Below are 16,714 nucleotides of genomic sequence, written 5' to 3' on the forward strand. Positions count from 1 at the left end.
GGGTGAGACGGTCACGTTCGCAATCGTGTCGACGAACTGCACGCCGTATTTCCAGACTATGGAGCCCGAACTGGCGGCGACATCGGGTGAGACCGATGGTGACGGGTATGCGATCGTAGAGTTCCGGCCAGGCGCGTTCACGACCGACCGGAACGATCCGCGCTGGAGCGACACCGCGACCGGGACGGCGACTGTCCGGGCGACGTGGGGCAACATCAGCCGGGATATTGTCCTGACCTGGAAGAACTACCCCTACCTCTCGGTGGAGACTGAGGTATCTCCCGAGACGGTGGCCGTGAACGATACGGTCGACGTCACGATCCGGGTGAAGGGCGACGGCTGGGCGCTCCAGCCGGATCCGATCGATGTGGTGCTGGTGATTGATCGCTCCTCAAGTATGACGGGAAAAGACGTGTGGCCGTCGAGGATAGCGGCAGCAAAGTCCGCGGCACAAATTTTTGTTGGGGAGATGAATCAAGACCGGGATCGGATTGGTCTTGTATCGTATAGCAAGAAGACTTACAAAGATCTGCCGTTGACCGATGATTATTCGGGAGTGAACGAGACTATTGAGGGGCTCAATACCAAGTCCGGGACGGGCACGCGAAAAGGGCTGTATGTCGCTATTCAGGAGATGGTCGACAATAAAAATTCGGATCCCGATGCCGTACACGCCGTGGTCCTGATGACTGACGGTGAGTACAACTATTACGGCGACCCGCTTGCCCGTGGCAACGGTTATACAGTGGATTTTTTCGGGTGGGGATCCTCGAACGATTATACAATCTTCCCTGATCTCGGGGGCCAGCAGAATCTAGCGGACTACGCGAAAAACAATGGCATCCAGCTATACATGATATCGTTCTCGAAGGACCTTAGCGAGGGCGATCATACATGGGAGACGATGGATACCCTTGCGGAGGAGACCGGCGGCAAACATTATCATGCAGACACCGCTGAGGAGCTTGCCCAAGTTTACACCGAGATCGCCGGCGAACTCAAGACCGAGGCCGGCGTCGATACCGAACTGGACGTCGTCTTCGAGAACGTCGAGGTGAACGGGAATTTCACCTCCGGAACCGGTGTGTTCGACTATGTCCACGAAGACGGGGTATCGACCACCATCGAGAGCTGGGTCGACAACGAAACAGGGCACCATGAGATCATCCCCCGCTATACCCGCGACGACACGCCGAACTGGACCGCGTCGAACCCGCACCTCCCCTTCAACATCGGCACCGTGCGCCTCGGCCAGACCTGGGAGACGACCTTCAGGCTTGCGGTGAAGACGGAAGGCAACATCAATGTCTTCGGCCCGGGTTCGACGATCTCGTTCAACAACGGCACCGATACATTGGCGCTCCCTGACACCTTCATCACGGCCTATCCGCTGAACAACACGGGATTGGACTTCCGGAGCCTTGAGATCAGCAACCTTCGATTCACCGGAGTGGAGCCGGTCACCGAATTCCTCCCGGTCGCCTGGGATCTCAATTATACCGGTCTCTATACCGTGACGGAGGATCTCTTCTACTCCAACAATAACGGCTACTCCTGGGTGAAGTTCGACACGCGCCACGCTACGAACACGACAACGCACGATACATCCACGCTGGACGTGCGCGGTCTTCCTGCCGGCAAGTACATCATCAGGGTTACCGGCTATGCGCCGGATACAGGGGATTCCTCGGCCTGGCTGGACCAGGAAGTGGTTGTTGGGACAAACCGGAGCGCGTACATCCAGATCCAATGAAAATTCCCCACTCCTTTTTTGAGGGGCGGATTTACCCATACTTGCAGCAATCAGGGCCAGGTTTTGGGGGTATCCCGCCCGGAGCTCCTGCACGACCAAAGACTCCCGGAGATGGTGCACAGCATCCGGGATGCACACCTTGTGCGCCCGAAGAAAAACGACGGACCCAGCGGGAATCGAACCCGCGTCCTTGGGTTCGAAGCCCAAGAGGATATCCTCTACCCTATGGGTCCCCTCTTTGATTTCTATCATAAGTTATTAAGCGTTTTTATACCAGTACATTGTACGATGATCCTCTCGTCCAGCGAAATCCTTCGCCGGCTCAAAGCCGGTGACCTTATCATCGATCCATACCATAGTGCGTCTCTGCAGCCCGCCTCCTACGACCTCCGGGTAGCCGAGGAGACCATACTCCCGCGCGGAAGATGCACCCTCGTCCCCTCGATCGAGCGGGTGGAACTCCCAAAAGACCTCGCAGCAACCCTCCGGTGCCGTTCGTCGCTTGCCCGCCGGGGCGTCCTCCTCGGTGGGGGGTTTGTAGACCCGGGATTCCGCGGCCAGTTGACGCTCTGCCTGACGAATGCCGGTGCTGAGGAGATCCGCCTTGCGGAGGGTGACCGGGTCGTGCAGATGATTCTCCAGGAAGTATTGAACGGCGATCGGCTATACGAGGGCCGATATCAGGACAGCCAGGGCGCGGTGCATTCACGATGAGTTCGTCGATACGTTCAGAAAGGAAATACCTTGAAATCCTGCGAATCCTTGCGGAATCGCACGAACCACTGGGCGCCAAGAGATTGAGCGAGAAGATGGCCGAACGGGGTTTCGTCTTGAGCGACCGCGCCGTCCAGTACTACCTCCAGTATCTCGATGAGATGGGATTCACCAGGAAAGTCGGGAATCGTGGCCGCCTCCTCACCGATGCCGGCGTGGCCGAGAGTGAGAGCGCGCTCGTCGACGAGCAGATCGGCTTTATCATATCAAGACTCGAACAACTCGCCTTTCAGAGCACCTTCGATCTCGAGACCGGTGCGGGGAGCATCGCCTACAACCTCTCCTTTGTGCGCGAGGAAGACCTTGAAGGGGTCACGGCCGCCTTCGACGAGGTGGCAAAAGCCGGCTATGGATTCCTGAACGCTTACCGCATCGTCGACTCCGACCCTCGCGTACCTGAGGGATATACAGGGATCATGACCGCCTGCAGCGTTACCCTGGACGGCATCCTTCAGAAGATGGGCATCCCGACGAGGCTTGAGTATGCCGGCAGGATCGCCATCGACAAAGACGGCTCCGCCGGATTCCTCGATCTCATCGGATATCGGGGGACCTCGGTCGATCCCCTCCACCTCTTTATATCCGCAGGCCTCACCTCGATCAATCGGCTTGTGACGACCGGATCCGGTGTAGGGCTCGCCAATATTCGTGCAGTCCCTGAGGCTGCACGAAACCGCATAGAGGCGGCTATCGGTCGGATGGAAGAGTATGGGTTCACCTTCCCCGCCGGGGGAGGGGTTGGGGAGTACAACCTTCCCAAACACCCCTATCGCCTATCCATCGTCTCGTTCAGCGGCATGAACATGATAGGCAACGCAATCGAGAAGGGCTACACCGTCAGGACGGAGATCGGCGCCGGGACCATACCGTTCGAACGGATGATGGATACTACATCCAGGTGATCCCGCCGTCACCGGGCTCATCATCTGGCTTCTTCTCACTCTCTCTCCGGCTCTTCGATTGGGCGGCCGGGTCGATCACCTGGAGTCGCCCGCGGGATGGGTCAAGCTCCTTTGGTTGAGTATTCGGGCGGCCGAGACGCAGGCCGGACTGGTCCAGCAGGGTATCCTTCGGCGCGGGAGACAGACCTCGCATGCGCAGGTTATGTTCATCAAAGGTCTTATCGCTCGGCCGCTGTACCCCACGATCCAGCGTGGCCCTGGTACCGGAAAAGGCCTCGTCCTTCGGACGCTGAACCGGTTGTATGGATGCGGTGTAGAGTGTTGCATCATCTTTCGGCACGGCCTTCTCGATGCTGATCCCCTTGGGATCGAAGATAGAGTTCTTTGGTGCAGGCACAGATGACGTGACCGAGGCGGACGCGGTGAGGTCAATCTCTCTTCCGCCCTGCTTAGGAGGGAGAATGATAGCGCCATCGTCTGATTTCTTCTCGGCTCTCGGAAGCATCTCGATGGTATCGTCGCTCCTCCTCACATTGCCCTGACCGCTGCCCGGCAGGGCAATCATCTCATCCTTCTCGGGTATCGATGATCCCGCCACGTAACCACTCTCCTCCAGATACGCCGACTCGAGAGGCGAAGCGATATACAGTTCATCCTCTCCCAAGGCGGCATCCGATGCCCTGGCTGCTTCCTCTTCGCGGAGTCGCTTCTCCTCTTCGGCTCTCAGCTGCTCTTCCTCGAGTTCAAGACGATACTCCTCCCGGATCTCCTTGAGTTCCTCGACGCGAGGTACGTTGAGCAGCCCCGACAGCACAATGATGATACCGACGAACGAAGTGTTTTTTACTGGATAATCACCGGATCGCATCTCAAGGCCGGCAATGCTTCGGTCAATCCACTTTCTGACTGTCTGAAACCCTTTCATCGAGAGTTCGGCAGAGGGGCCGGCAATCAGGACCAGAGCCTTGTTGGCGCTGGTTAGGTCGCAGGGGATCGATACCTCCTCGTAGACCGCTTTCTTTGCGAGCGAGACGATCCGGGCGGCTTTCTCCTGCGAGCCCTGGATAAAGTACTTCAAAGACTGCCTTCGGCGAAGGAAGTCCAGCCACGCGGCCGGCAGACGCTCGGTGGCGTAGCCGACCGCGACGAAGCCGCCCCCTTTTAAGGTGTTGAGGACCTCCCCGGCATCCAGGACAACTTCGGCAACGTCGAGCCCGGACTCATTGAACTCCCCGGCGCGGAGGAGGAGGCCGATCTGGCGGGCAATGCGCTCGTTGAGCATGCTGTAGTGTTCCCTTGGGTTGGAGATCAGAGGGAGCGGATTCCGGCGCAGTTGATCCATGATGCCCGTATTCTCCCTCTCAGCAGCTGCGGCCGCCTTGATCTTCTCCGACCAGGTCTGGTTGTCGAAGAGGATGACGGCATCGACGAGGTCCCTGAGCTGATCCAGGTCGTCAGCGGCTTTGGCCGAGACTCGTTTTCCCTCATTTAAGCATGGGAGGATGGCAAGTGCAAATATCGGCTCCACGTACGACTTGCGGAGTCTGTCGATGATGAGCGGAGCAATATCGATGATACTGCCCCCAAGCCCGCAACAGATGAGAATAGCATCGATCTCTATAGTATCCAGACTCTGGATGCGGTTCATCACCTCTTCGATATCGATCGCATACGTGATATCGTCGGGTTTCACGAGATCGATCTGCGGGAAGAAGATCCTCGCGGATTCTGGAAGGTGGCGAAGTTGAACAAGAGCATTCGGGTCGATATCAATTGCTGCTGCATTCATGCAGTAGACCTTGCTCCGTCGGTCATGGTCGTAGAGACTATCTACAACCCGTGACCCGGCTCCACCGAGCCCAATCGCCAGCACTCGCATATCATCTACCCCCTATCCTGAACCATTGCATGCCCGGAATGCCTCTTCATGCGGAGATGAGCGCGCATATCTCCTCAAACTACTGATGAATATGTGGGCGGGCGAAGATATACATTTCTGTACGTCCCCGAATGTGCAGGAAGGAACCTGTTCATAAAATAGAATATATTTAAAAATTCCGGTTTGTCTTTGCCCGGCTGGATCCTTCTGCCGGGTAAGGGAGGAGATATCGCGAATGCCCTGGAGAACACGTTACACCACTCCTTTTTGCACTATCTGTGTGGTACGTGCCGTTTAGTGAGCACAAAATGGTAATGTATATAACTCTCTGCACGTAACTACTCAATGAGGTGTATAGCCTTGACTACATATGGAATTGAATTTGTGCCCGGAGCAATCAATGTTAAGCAGGTGGTGAACTACACCAAGCTTGCAGAGTCGAAGGATATCGACTACGTTTGGATCACCAACCACTACAACAACCGCCACGCATACCCGACCCTCGCCATGATCGCGGCAAACACTGACACGATCAAGATGGGACCGGGAATCATGAACACGTTCACCGACACCCCCGCGGCCATTGCCTCATTCATGGCTACCTTAAACGAGATCTCCGACGGACGTGCCGTCCTCGGTATCGGGCCCGGCGACCTCTCGACCCTTCCCAAGCTCGCCATCGACCCCGTCAAGCCCGTCGCCCGCCTGACTGAGGGTGTCACCCAGATTCGCAAGCTCCTCTCTGGCGAAGAGGTCAAGAAGACCGGCAACATGGAGTTCTTCGACTACGACGGTGCCAAGCTGACCGGTGTCACCCTGCCCGGCAAGAAGGGTATTCCCATCTACATCGGTGCCCAGGGCCCCAAGGTCCTCGAACTCGCCGGTACGATCGGTGACGGCGCCCTGATCAATGCGTCCAACCCCAAGGACTTCGATGCCGCTATCCCGATCATCAAGGCAGCGATGGAGAAGGCCGGCAAGAAGAACTTCGACGTCGGCGCCTACACCGCCATGTCCATCGACAAAGACGAGAAGAAGGCCCGGAACGCCGCAAAGATCGTAGCCGCGTTCATCGCCGCAGGCTCCCCGCCCGCGATCCTCGAGCGCCACAACCTTGACATGAACAACGTCGCGAAGATCAAGGATGCGCTCGCACGCTTCGACTTCAAGGCCGTCGGCGGACTCGTCGGAGACGCTGAGATCGATGCCTTCACCATCGCCGGCACCCCCGACACGGTCAAGCAGAAGTGTGAGGACCTTGCCAAGGCTGGAGTTACCCAGATCGTCTTCGGCTCGCCGCTCGGCCCCGACATGACCAACTCCATCCGCCTGCTCGGCAAGTACATCATCTAAGACCGAAAAACACTCATCACTTTTTTCCCCGGCCACTCTGCAGAGGAGTTTGCTCCGCCGCTCCTGCCGGTATAGGGACCTTTCTTCTCTCTCAACCACGCCCCTGTCAGGGTTTTATACAATTGGCGCGCTAACTGGAGTACAAAGGGTCATGTTCACCACTCATGAGATCCGGACGGAACGAGGTATTCTTCAGTACCGCCGGGAGTCCCTCACCGGTATCCGGTGCAGGATCAGTCCCGTCCGGATAGAGCGGCAGATCGATTCCGCTCCTGCTCTGCCCGATTCGCGCGAACGTTGTCCGTTCTGCTCCGACGCCATAAACGCCTCCACCCCGACGTTTGGGGACGGGAGCCGTCTCCACTGCGGAGAGAGCGTGACGTTCCCGAACCTCTATCCTTTCGCCAAGCATCATGTCGTCACCGTAATCACCACCGAACATGAGCCGGGCCGCCTTAGCGCAAGGCACCTTGCCGACGCTATATCCGGCACGACACAGGCCATGATCCGGTCTCCGGGTTACGCGAGCATAAACTGGAACTACCTCCCTTCGGCCGGGGCGAGCATCGTCCACCCGCACCTGCAGGGTATCGTCGATGCAGAGCCTACCCGGCTTGTGGATCTTTACCTCTCTGCCGGGCGCCGCTACCTTGTCGACCATGGTCACCTCTACTGGGACGATCTGGTGGATCGCGAGCGCTGCTCCGAGCGGTTCCTCTTTGAAGATGAGATCTTCTGGTCTGCAAACCCGGTTCCCCTCGGTGAGCGGGAGATACGCGGAATTCTTCCGATATCGACGCTTGATGAATTTGAGCCCTACATAGAGCCGTTGGCTCGCGGGATCATCCGCATCATTGAGTTCTACCGGGACCTTGGCACATACGCCTTCAATGCCTCGATCTTCTTTGACGCCCCGGGAACTGCGGGCTGTGGTCACCGTGCATTCTGCTCCCTCATAGCACGGTTGAATCCCAACAGTCTCTCCATGTGCGACTCGGCGTTCATGGAGCGACTGCACCTGGAGCCGGTCATCCTGACGCTCCCGGAAGACCTCGGCGCACTCTTCCGTGAGAAAAGTTAATTCCGGGGCCTACCAACTCTTTTTCTATGATAGAGCCACGCGGATTCCTGATCGGCGGAGAATGGCGAACGAACAACGATATCCTGGATGTTCGGTTCCCGTACACCGGGGAGGTCGCCGGTCGGGTCTGCCTTGCCGGGAGCGAGGATATCGAGGACGCTCTCTGTTCTGCCGAACGCGGGTTCTCCGTCACGCGGCGCCTTCCCGCACACCGCCGCTCGGAGATCCTCTACGCGCTTGCCGATCTCATCCGGGAACGGGCCGCAGACCTTGCCCGCACGATCGTGCTCGAAGCGGGAAAGACCCGTGCCCTTGCCGAGAGCGAGGTCGTGCGTGCGCAGGAGACGATCGAGGTCTCCGCCGAGGAGGCGCGCCGGATCGACGGCACGATCCTTCCTCTCGACTGGAATGTGGCCGGGGAAGGGCGGATAGGCTGCCTCCGCCGGTTCCCGCTCGGCCCGGTGCTCGCGATCACGCCGTTCAACTTCCCGCTCAACCTTGCCTGCCACAAACTGGGGCCGGCCATCGCCGCCGGAAACTCCGTTATCCTCAAACCCGCGTCGGCCACCCCGATCTCTTCGCTGATGCTCGGCGAGATGGCGCTTGAGGCCGGGTTTCCGGCGGAAGCGCTCAGCGTCGTCCCCTGCCGCACCGATCTTGCGGAGCGGATGGTACGGGACGACCGGATCGCCTGTGTGAGTTTCACCGGGAGTTCGGCCGTCGGATGGCACCTCCGGTCGATTGCTGGCAGAAAACGCGTCGGTCTGGAACTCGGCGGAAACGCGGCCGTGATCGTTCATGAGGATGCCGATATCCCCTTTGCGGTCGATCGCATCGTTGCCGGCGGGTTCTCGAACGCCGGCCAGGCCTGCATCTCGGTGCAGCGGGTCTACCTCCATCAGCCGATTTACGAGGAGGCGCTCGGGCTGCTTGTCGAACGGACTCGTGCCCTTACCGTCGGCGATCCACGCGAACTAAAGACCGATGTGGGTCCGATGATCTCGGAGTCTGCCGCGGAGACAGCGTTTGCAAAGGTGGAGGACGCCATCGCAGGCGGCGCGAAGGTGCTTGCCGGAGGAACCCGCGACGGTCCGCTCTTTGAGCCGACAGTTCTCGTCGAGACGACGCCGGATATGGCAGTGAACCGGACCGAGGTCTTCGCCCCGGTGGTGACGGTCACCCCCTACGAGACCTTCGAGGAGGCGCTCGCGCTCGCGAACGACTCCGAGTACGGGCTGCAGGCGGGCATCTTCACCCACGATTCCCGAAGGATTGCGCAGGCGTTCGCGGAACTCCGGGTCGGCGGCCTGGTGGTCAACGACGTCTCGACGTTCCGGATGGATCACGCCCCCTATGGCGGGGTCAGGGGCTCGGGCATCGGGCGGGAGGGGCCGAAGTACGCGATCGAGGAGATGACCGAAGAGCGGATGATGATCTTTTCGCCGTAGGTGGTTAGAACCAGATTTTGAGAAGGCCGAAGGCCTTTACTGTGCGGCAAACCGGGTGACCCGAGCGGGGAATATCCCCATGCAGTGGACCGTGGGACTATCACCATGGGGGGTGGGGACAGGGGAGGGGGGCTCGCCCCTTCGCACCTAACGGTGCTCGAACTCAGGGCGTTTCGCCCTTCGTTCCTCGAAACTCTTCGAGTTTCTCAAGCTCGCTTCGCTCGCACCTCGCACCTAACGGTGCTCGAGCTCCGGTCCTTCGGACCATCGCACTCCCCGTCGGCCCCTCCCCCAGATGGCGATATCCCCTTGAAAACCGTGTCAGTGTTACTGAGGAAAATACCACCCGTCGCCCGTCTGACCATCGTTCCTCGCCTAGAGATGGGTCTCGGGAACCCACACGTCACTTCATCGCCAACGAAGACAAACGGCCTACTCACTACCGGGTAGGACAATCTACAAACTCGAAAAAAGAAGTGGTGTCGAGGTTACTCGGGCTTGCTGATGAGAGCGGTCTTTGAGACGATCTCGCCGGTCTTCTTGTGCGGCTTGCGGATGACTCCATCCATGCCCTTTTCGAGCTCGCGTGCCTCCTCGCAGAGGAGCATGGCCTGGCGCATCATCTCGTGAGCGCTTGAGACGATCGGGATGTACTTCTCCCACTCCTTCGTCATGAAGCAGCCCTTGACGTTGACGCCTGCAACAGACTGGGCGATCTCGTAGGCGGCACGTGCCTTCGCGAGCGCGTAGGGGTTGGTGAACTCGCCCTCGACCGCCTTGTCGGAGGTCATGACGACCTTCGGGAGCACGAGGTCCGCACCCTTCTTGCCGGCCTTCACCTGGTCGATCACCTTGTCGAGCTCCATCTGCAGCTTGCGGAACGCGCCGGTGACGGAGAGGACCTTGATGAGGTTTCCGTTGTAGTCCGCCATCTCAATGGGGTCGAGGAACTCACGGCGGGCGCCGATCATGGAGTCGGCCTTCATGATGATGTAGCCGAAGTTGCTCGCCTTGAGTGCCTCGAACTGCTCCTTCTTGGAGGTGACGTCGTCGGTGATGACGATGCAGGGGATTCCGGCTGCTGCAAGGGCCTCACGGGCCTGGGTGGGTCCGGGGAGGATGCCGTTCGGGGAGACGACGATACAGAAGTCCGGGCCCCATGCCTTCATATTGCTGACGACGCGGTCGATATCCTCGGGCTGCAGTTTCGTACCGGAGGTCGCCATGAAAGTGATCATATCCTCACGGTCGGCACGCTCATCAAGAAGAAGCTCAGCCATTACACCACTGGCGATATTCCCCAGTTTTGCGATTCCTACTTTAACTACCACTTTATACACCTCTCAAAATTTGAGAACACGATAGTATCGCCAAGTTCTCATATAAACGTTTTGAAATTGCCCGTATGTCTGGTCCGTCCTTAACTAAGTTAAAGGAAAGTGTTTAAATTTAGATGATCAATATATAGGTGATGAAACAAGGTCTGCTTACCGATCGCCAGAAAGAAGTGTTGCGCTACCGGAAGAAAGGGTTGACCCAACAACAGATTGCAGAGATTATTCATACCTCAAAGGCAAACGTCTGCACCATCGAGAAAGCCGCGCTTGAGAATATCGCGCGTGCACGTGAGACGCTTGAGTTCCTCTACACCCTCGACGCCACGCACCTCTGTACGCTCCAGAAGGGCCTCGATCTCCTCAAAGTCCCTGAGATCATCTATGCTGAGGCCGAGAAGGTGGGTGTGAAGGTCAAGTATGACACGATCTCGCTTATAAACCGGATCCGGGACGCGAATCCCGAGCGGTTCAGGGGCCGGCAGGTCCGCGAAGACGTCGAGATCTACATCAACAACGACGGCGATCTGTACTTTGGATGATCCAGCTTCCGCCCCTGCACCCGCGCAGGTCTCGTGCCGGAGCGGCCGTGTTGGATCCATGATCCCTTATGGGGAGTCTGTCCGGCCGTGCACCTCTTTGTGGAGTGACGGCAGCCTTTCATTCACCCCCCCGAACGTTCAGTTTAGAGAATTGCCGCTTTAATTACAGTAGATGTCCGTTTCGCGTAGAGCGGTGCAGAATTCTATAACAAGATTTATATCTTATTTTAAGTAATGTTTAAGAAACCGCTCTACACATCTTCGCCTGATCCTGAAAGTCAGCCGGCACAGTATGTGCCTCTAATTGCCGGGATCCCTCTGGCTCCGCAATATCTGTGGACCAGATACGCGCGGCGGGGCGGTGTAGGGGGTATCAGTCTAAGCGAAGGTCGAACCCTCCTCCCGGAGGGCCGATGTCGATACGGAGTTGTGCTCGTCACAACGGGATGACAGGAGCTGGATCTGATCGAGACGCTGGGCCAACGCCTGTGCAGCGTGCCCGATTCCAGGAGAACGTTGCCTGGGAGCGTCGAAGAATCAGGATCTATTGGCGACGACTGGAGTGTGCCCGGTGCACACCGGGCCGGCAGTGGAGTGGGCGACAGGATTGTGCGGAGACGGATGTCTCTTGTACTCTCATATCTACTGCCTCCATCAACTGTTTCCCTTCACGCCCCGGTAGACGTACCGGGGTGTTCGATGTCTTGCCCCGAGTTACGGGTTCACCAGAAGAATCCATCGTGTCGGGTACCCCGGCACGGGGTTCGGCGCATGCATCTCACTACAACGCACGAAGGGTTGATTGAAACATGCCGAATATACACAGACCACGCAGAGGATCCCTCGCATACAGCCCGAGAAAGCGGGCGAAAAGTCCGGTTCCCCGATACGGCTCATGGCCTGAGCACACGGGTGCCCCGACCGTGCAGGGATTTGCAGGGTACAAGGTGGGGATGACGCACGTCATCATGGTTGATGACCGTAAAAACAGCCCCACCGAAGGCAAGGATATAATGGTACCGGTGACCGTGGTTGAGGTCCCACCCATGCGGGTGGCCGGCGTGCGCGCATACAGCGAGGACACCTACGGGAAGCACGCATTGACCGAGGCCTGGGCTACCGACCTCGATCCTGAGTTGTCCCGCCGTATTAACGTCCCGAAGAACCACGACACCGCTGCTGCCCTCGAAGCCATCAGGAATGCAATTGGCGAAGGTAAGGTCGTAGAACTCTATGCCCTGACATACACCCGGCCAATCGAGCTGACTGGTGTCCCGAAGAAGGTCCCCGACCTGATGGAGATGCGGATCGCCGGCGGAAGCCTCGACGACCAGATTGCCTACGCCGCAGAGATTCTCGGAAAAGAGGTCACAATCTCGAGCAACTTCGAGGTCGGCGAGTACGTCGATGTGACCGCCGTCACCACCGGTAAGGGTACGGAAGGCCCCGTCAAGCGCTGGGGTGTCCAGGTCAGGAAGCGCAAACACTCCCGCGGCGGCAAGAAGCGCCACATCGGGAACCTCGGCCCCTGGAATCCGCACCACGTCCGGTGGCAGGTGCCCCAGATGGGACAGATGGGCTACCAGCAGCGCACCGAGTTCAACAAGCGGATCTTGAAGATCGGCACCAACGGCGACGATATAACGCCGGCAGGTGGATTCCTCCACTACGGCCTTGTGCGTGGGCCCTATGTCCTGATCAAGGGTTCCGTCCCCGGGCCGAGCAAGCGGCTGGTCCGGATACGGCCTGCAATACGGAAAGATGAGCAGACCATCAGCGCACCGACGATCAACTTCGTCAGTACGCAGAGCAAGCAGGGGTGAGCAGCGATGAAGGCACAGGTTCGAACACTGACAGGCGAGATCAGCCACGAGATCGATCTCCCCGAGATCTTTAACGAAGAATACAGGCCCGACCTGATTAAGCGGGCTGTCCTCGCACTCCAGAGCACCCGGTTCCAGCCGCATGGGACAAACCCCTATGCTGGCATACGCACCTCCGCAGAGTCCTGGGGCAGCGGCCGGGGCGTCGCTCAGGTCCCCCGCCTGAAGAACGGCAGCAGGGCGGCCCGGGTGCCGCAGGCAACCGGCGGACGGGCAGCGCATCCTCCGAAGGTCGAAAAGGTCCTCATCAAGAATATCAACCGCAAAGAGAAGCAGAAGGCTCTCAGGTCCGCCATCGCGGCCAGCACACACCTGGACCTTGTCCGGGGGCGCGGTCACATCTTTGAGGGCGAACTTCCACTGGTCCTTGAGGACAAGTTCGAAGAGATCACCCGGACCAGCGACGTCATCTCGACACTCTCTGCTCTCGGGCTCTATGCCGATGTCGAGCGTGCAAGGAGGAGCAAGAAGGTCCGTGCTGGACGAGGCACCATGCGTGGACGCCGCTACAAGCAGCGCAAGAGCATCCTGATCGTCACCGGGAACGAGCCGCTCCGGGCAGCCCGGAACCTTGCCGGTGTCGATGCCGTGGCCGTCAACCAGCTCAATGCCGAACTCTTAGCACCCGGCACGCAGGCAGGGCGCCTGACGATCTGGACGGAGTCTGCAATCAAGAGACTGGAGGAGTTCTAAATGGTACTGAAATATCCCTTCGTTACTGAAAAAGCAACGATGATGCTTGAGGGCGAGAACAAACTCCAGTTTATCGTGCAGAGGAACGCCACCAAGCAGGATATCAAACGCGAGCTGGAGTCGACCTTCGAGCAGAAAGTGGCCGAAGTCCGCACCATGATGACCATGAAGGGCGAGAAGAAAGCCATTGTAAAGTTTGCGGATGAGAAAGCGGCTGAAGAGATTCTCAGCCGGCTGGGAATAATGTAAGGTGAGTGACGATGGCACATCGAATTATAGCACAGAGCCGCGGTAGAGGCGGCCCTTCGTACCGTGCACCGTCGCACCGGTATAAAGCCGACCTGAGACATGCGGGGAAGAATACTGCTCTGACGTCCGGAGTGGTTCTCGATATCGAGCATGACCCGTCCCGCCACGCACCGATCGCCCTTGTCAGGCTTGAGAGCGGCGAGAAGGTATATGTCCTTGCCACTGAAGGGCTCGGCGTAGGGGATGGACTCTCCTGGGGACCAGGCGGTGAGGTGAAGAACGGAAACACCCTTCCGCTCCAGGAGATCCCGGTCGGTGCGTACGTCTGCAACATCGAAGCTCGGCCCAACGACGGCGGTAAATTCGTCCGCTCGAGCGGTGTTCAGGCTCTCGTCATCGGCAAGTCTGAAGACGGCCGTGTCGGTGTTCGGATGCCGAGCGGCAAGAACAAGTGGTTCAACGGTGCCTGCATGGCAACCGTCGGTATCGTTGCTGGCGGCGGACGGGGTGAAAAGCCGTTCGTCAAGGCAGGAAAGAAAGCCTTCCACGTCAGGTCCTCCGCTGAGAGATGGCCCCGTGTTAAGGGTGTCTGCATGAACGTCATCGACCACCCGTTCGGTGGCGGTGGTCACCAGCACTGCGGACGGCCAAAGACTGTCTCCCATGGGACCTCGCCTGGCAGAAAAGTGGGACACATTGCCGCCCGGAGAACCGGCAAGTGGAAGAAGTGAGGGATGAAGCATGGCAAAGAAAGCACAGAAGCGAATGCCGCGGCGGCGAGAGGAATTCACCTATCGCGGCTATTCCATTGAGGATCTGCAGCAGATGGCTCTCACCGAACTGCTGTCGATCATGCCGTCCCGGGCACGCAGGAAGTTTAACCGCGGTCTCTCAAGGGAGCACGAGAAACTCCTCTCCGACATCCGGTCGGGGGACGAAAACATCCGCACCCATCTGCGTGACATGGTTGTCATGCCCGAGATGGTCGGCAAGACTATCCTGGTCCACAACGGTAAGGAGTTCCAGAAGGTGGAGATCCAGCCTGAGGCGGTCTTCCACTACCTTGGAGAGTTTGCACTGACCCGCAAGAAAGTTACCCACGGCAGCGCTGGTATCGGTGCGACCAGGTCGAGTAAGTACGTACCACTGAAGTGATGGCTATGGCAAGGACAGAATACTCTGCAAAGATTGTGGGCGAGAACGTCGCTCGTGCAAAGGCGAACGAGCTCCCTGTCTCCCCCAAGCACTCGATTGAGATTGCCAGGTTCATCCGGAACATGACCACCACCGAGGCAAAGGCATACCTCACCGACGTGGTGGCATTAAAGAAGGCTATTCCCTTCAGGCGGTTCAAACGGAACGTCGCCCACAAGCGCGGCCTCTCAAAGTGGCCCGCAGGGCGGTACCCGGTCAAGGCTGCGGAGGCATACATCAAGTTGCTTGAGTCCGTTGAGAAGAACGCCGAGTATATCGGTCTCGATACCGGGAAACTCAGGATCGACCACGTTGCTGCCAACGCTGGCCGTGGCCTTCGGGCGTTCTTCCCACGTGCAATGGGCCGCGCCACCCCGAAGCGCAGGGAGACCGTGAACATCGAGATCATCGTGAGCGAGGTGGCGTAATGGCGACCGAGAAGAAGTTTATCATGGACGGTGTCCGCAACGTCTGCGTCGAGAAGTTCTTGGCGAACGAACTCAAGCGGGCGGGGTACGGCGGCATGGACATCACCCGGACGCCGCTTGGTACCCAGGTGACCATCTTTGCGGAGAAGCCCGGTATCGTGATCGGAAAGGGCGGTAAGCAGGTTCGGCAACTCACCCAGGACCTTGCCACCACCTATGGTGTTGAGTCCCCGCAGGTGGAGGTCCAGCAGATCCAGAACCCCAACTTCAACGCCCAGATCATGGCGGAGAGGCTGGCAAACGCTCTTGAGCGCGGTTGGTACTTCCGGAAGGCAGGACAGAGCACGATCCGTCGCGTGATGGATTCCGGTGCGCTCGGCTGCGAAGTCGTCATTTCCGGGAAACTGACCGGGGCCCGGGCGCGGACCCAGAAGTTCACCGAGGGTTACGTCAAGCACAGCGGCGAGCCCAGCGAGACGATCGTCGAGACGGGCTATGCAATTGCCGTCAAGAAACTCGGGACCATCGGTGTCCAGGTTAAGATCGTCCCGCCGGGTGCAAAACTGCCAGATACCTTTGAGGTTGTCGAGCCCCAGCAGAAGAAGGCTCCTGAGGCCCCTAAGCCCGAGGAAGTCAGCGAAGTTCCCTTCGAGGATGAGTTCGATGAAGAACCCGACGAGGATATCTTTGAAGAGGAGTTCCTGGAGGAGAGATAAATGGCAATCTTTCGCGCAAAAGAAGTGAGGCAGCTCTCCGATACCGAGCTTATCGAGCAGGAGCAGAAGCTCACCCTTGAACTGATCCAGGGGCGGGGGAAAGTCAGCGCCGGCGGTGCCACTGAGAACCCCGGGAGGATCCGCGAGGTTAAGAGAACGATCGCGCGTATCCAGACTGAGAAGAACGCACGGAGGAACGCATGATCTCTCCCCAGAACGTTCTGCGGCACGAGTTGCTCGGCCTGAACGTTCTGGTCGTCTCTGCAAGCAACCCCGGTCATGTCGGGGTATCTGGCCGCATCATCGATGAGACCAAGAATACCCTGATCATCCAGACCGAGGGGAAGAAGAAGCGGATACCAAAACGATCCAGTGTCTTTCGCATCCGGCTCCCGGACGGCACGATCGTCGATGTAGACGGATCGAGCCTGGAGGCGCAGCCGGAGCGGCGGATTAGCATGCGGATCAAATAAATGAGGATGAAT

Annotated in this window: 18 protein-coding genes and 1 tRNA gene; 16 read left to right on the forward strand and 3 right to left on the reverse strand. The window is 58.5% G+C overall.

Features of this window, described 5'->3' with window-relative positions; all coding sequences use genetic code 11:
• The coding region (locus tag ACI94_RS05280; RefSeq protein WP_286681180.1) for a VWA domain-containing protein at nucleotides 1–1,753 on the forward strand (1,753 nt) is incomplete at its 5' end.
• Nucleotides 1,754–1,914: 161 nt separating this feature from the next.
• On the opposite strand, the gene ACI94_RS05285 is transcribed toward ACI94_RS05280, so the two are convergent.
• Nucleotides 1,915–1,986: transfer RNA gene (locus tag ACI94_RS05285), tRNA-Arg, on the reverse strand.
• 55 nt (nucleotides 1,987–2,041) lie between these two features.
• Between ACI94_RS05285 and ACI94_RS05290 the strand changes: the two genes are divergently transcribed.
• Entirely contained in the window at nucleotides 2,042–2,467 is a 426-nt protein-coding gene (locus tag ACI94_RS05290) for a deoxycytidine triphosphate deaminase (RefSeq protein ID WP_066957328.1), read from the forward strand.
• Nucleotides 2,464–3,429 (forward strand): DUF128 domain-containing protein, encoded by a 966-nt coding sequence (locus ACI94_RS05295; protein ID WP_066957326.1) that lies wholly within the window; start codon nucleotides 2,464–2,466, stop codon nucleotides 3,427–3,429. The genes ACI94_RS05290 and ACI94_RS05295 overlap by 4 nt, the downstream gene beginning before the upstream one ends.
• Here the strand turns inward: ACI94_RS05295 and ACI94_RS05300 are convergent.
• Entirely contained in the window at nucleotides 3,416–5,308 is a 1,893-nt protein-coding gene (locus ACI94_RS05300) for a tubulin/FtsZ family protein (protein ID WP_066957324.1), read from the reverse strand. The two genes, ACI94_RS05295 and ACI94_RS05300, sit on opposite strands and share 14 nt — an antisense overlap.
• A gap of 345 nt (nucleotides 5,309–5,653) precedes the next feature.
• On the opposite strand from ACI94_RS05300, the gene ACI94_RS05305 reads away from it, so the two are divergent.
• The 3 genes from ACI94_RS05305 (at nucleotide 5,654) to ACI94_RS05315 (ending at nucleotide 9,190) form a co-directional block, all read left to right on the forward strand.
• Nucleotides 5,654–6,661, forward strand: coding sequence for a 5,10-methylenetetrahydromethanopterin reductase (locus tag ACI94_RS05305; protein ID WP_273259024.1), 1,008 nt, complete (start codon nucleotides 5,654–5,656; stop codon nucleotides 6,659–6,661).
• A gap of 151 nt (nucleotides 6,662–6,812) precedes the next feature.
• Complete coding sequence (locus ACI94_RS05310; protein WP_066957321.1) at nucleotides 6,813–7,742, forward strand: galactose-1-phosphate uridylyltransferase; 930 nt, start codon at nucleotides 6,813–6,815, stop codon at nucleotides 7,740–7,742.
• A gap of 26 nt (nucleotides 7,743–7,768) precedes the next feature.
• Complete coding sequence (locus tag ACI94_RS05315) at nucleotides 7,769–9,190, forward strand: aldehyde dehydrogenase family protein (protein ID WP_066957319.1); 1,422 nt, start codon at nucleotides 7,769–7,771, stop codon at nucleotides 9,188–9,190.
• A gap of 488 nt (nucleotides 9,191–9,678) precedes the next feature.
• Here the strand turns inward: ACI94_RS05315 and ACI94_RS05320 are convergent, their stop codons facing one another.
• Complete coding sequence (locus ACI94_RS05320) at nucleotides 9,679–10,521, reverse strand: F420-dependent methylenetetrahydromethanopterin dehydrogenase (protein WP_066957317.1); 843 nt, start codon at nucleotides 10,519–10,521, stop codon at nucleotides 9,679–9,681.
• Between the two features lie 140 nt (nucleotides 10,522–10,661).
• Between ACI94_RS05320 and ACI94_RS05325 the strand changes: the two genes are divergently transcribed.
• The 10 genes from ACI94_RS05325 (at nucleotide 10,662) to rnp1 (ending at nucleotide 16,702) form a co-directional block, all read left to right on the forward strand.
• Nucleotides 10,662–11,066 carry a Tfx family DNA-binding protein gene (locus ACI94_RS05325; protein ID WP_066957315.1) on the forward strand — a complete coding sequence of 135 codons (405 nt, stop codon included), beginning with the start codon at nucleotides 10,662–10,664 and terminating at the stop codon, nucleotides 11,064–11,066.
• An 809-nt stretch (nucleotides 11,067–11,875) separates the two neighbouring features.
• Nucleotides 11,876–12,889 carry a 50S ribosomal protein L3 gene (locus tag ACI94_RS05330; RefSeq protein ID WP_066957313.1) on the forward strand — a complete coding sequence of 338 codons (1,014 nt, stop codon included), beginning with the start codon at nucleotides 11,876–11,878 and terminating at the stop codon, nucleotides 12,887–12,889.
• A 6-nt stretch (nucleotides 12,890–12,895) separates the two neighbouring features.
• Nucleotides 12,896–13,642, forward strand: a complete 747-nt coding sequence (gene rpl4p / locus ACI94_RS05335; protein WP_066957311.1) for a 50S ribosomal protein L4 — start codon at nucleotides 12,896–12,898, stop codon at nucleotides 13,640–13,642.
• The gene (locus ACI94_RS05340; protein ID WP_286681181.1) at nucleotides 13,643–13,891 is read left to right on the forward strand and encodes a 50S ribosomal protein L23; all 249 of its coding nucleotides are present in this window, start codon (nucleotides 13,643–13,645) and stop codon (nucleotides 13,889–13,891) included.
• A gap of 11 nt (nucleotides 13,892–13,902) precedes the next feature.
• Complete coding sequence (locus tag ACI94_RS05345; RefSeq protein ID WP_066957307.1) at nucleotides 13,903–14,622, forward strand: 50S ribosomal protein L2; 720 nt, start codon at nucleotides 13,903–13,905, stop codon at nucleotides 14,620–14,622.
• Between the two features lie 10 nt (nucleotides 14,623–14,632).
• Entirely contained in the window at nucleotides 14,633–15,046 is a 414-nt protein-coding gene (locus ACI94_RS05350) for a 30S ribosomal protein S19 (RefSeq protein ID WP_066957305.1), read from the forward strand.
• Between the two features lie 5 nt (nucleotides 15,047–15,051).
• Nucleotides 15,052–15,513, forward strand: a complete 462-nt coding sequence (locus ACI94_RS05355) for a 50S ribosomal protein L22 (RefSeq protein WP_066957726.1) — start codon at nucleotides 15,052–15,054, stop codon at nucleotides 15,511–15,513.
• On the forward strand, nucleotides 15,513–16,229 hold the full coding sequence (locus ACI94_RS05360; protein WP_066957303.1) for a 30S ribosomal protein S3: 717 nt from the start codon (nucleotides 15,513–15,515) through the stop codon (nucleotides 16,227–16,229). Before ACI94_RS05355 ends, ACI94_RS05360 begins: the two co-directional genes overlap by 1 nt.
• Entirely contained in the window at nucleotides 16,230–16,433 is a 204-nt protein-coding gene (rpmC, locus tag ACI94_RS05365) for a 50S ribosomal protein L29 (RefSeq protein WP_066957301.1), read from the forward strand.
• Nucleotides 16,430–16,702, forward strand: coding sequence for a ribonuclease P protein component 1 (gene rnp1, locus ACI94_RS05370; RefSeq protein WP_066957299.1), 273 nt, complete (start codon nucleotides 16,430–16,432; stop codon nucleotides 16,700–16,702). Before rpmC ends, rnp1 begins: the two co-directional genes overlap by 4 nt.
• Nucleotides 16,703–16,714: the final 12 nt, after the last annotated feature.

It is taken from the genome of Methanoculleus sp. DTU007, assembly GCF_001512385.1.
GTDB lineage: Archaea > Halobacteriota > Methanomicrobia > Methanomicrobiales > Methanoculleaceae > Methanoculleus > Methanoculleus thermophilus.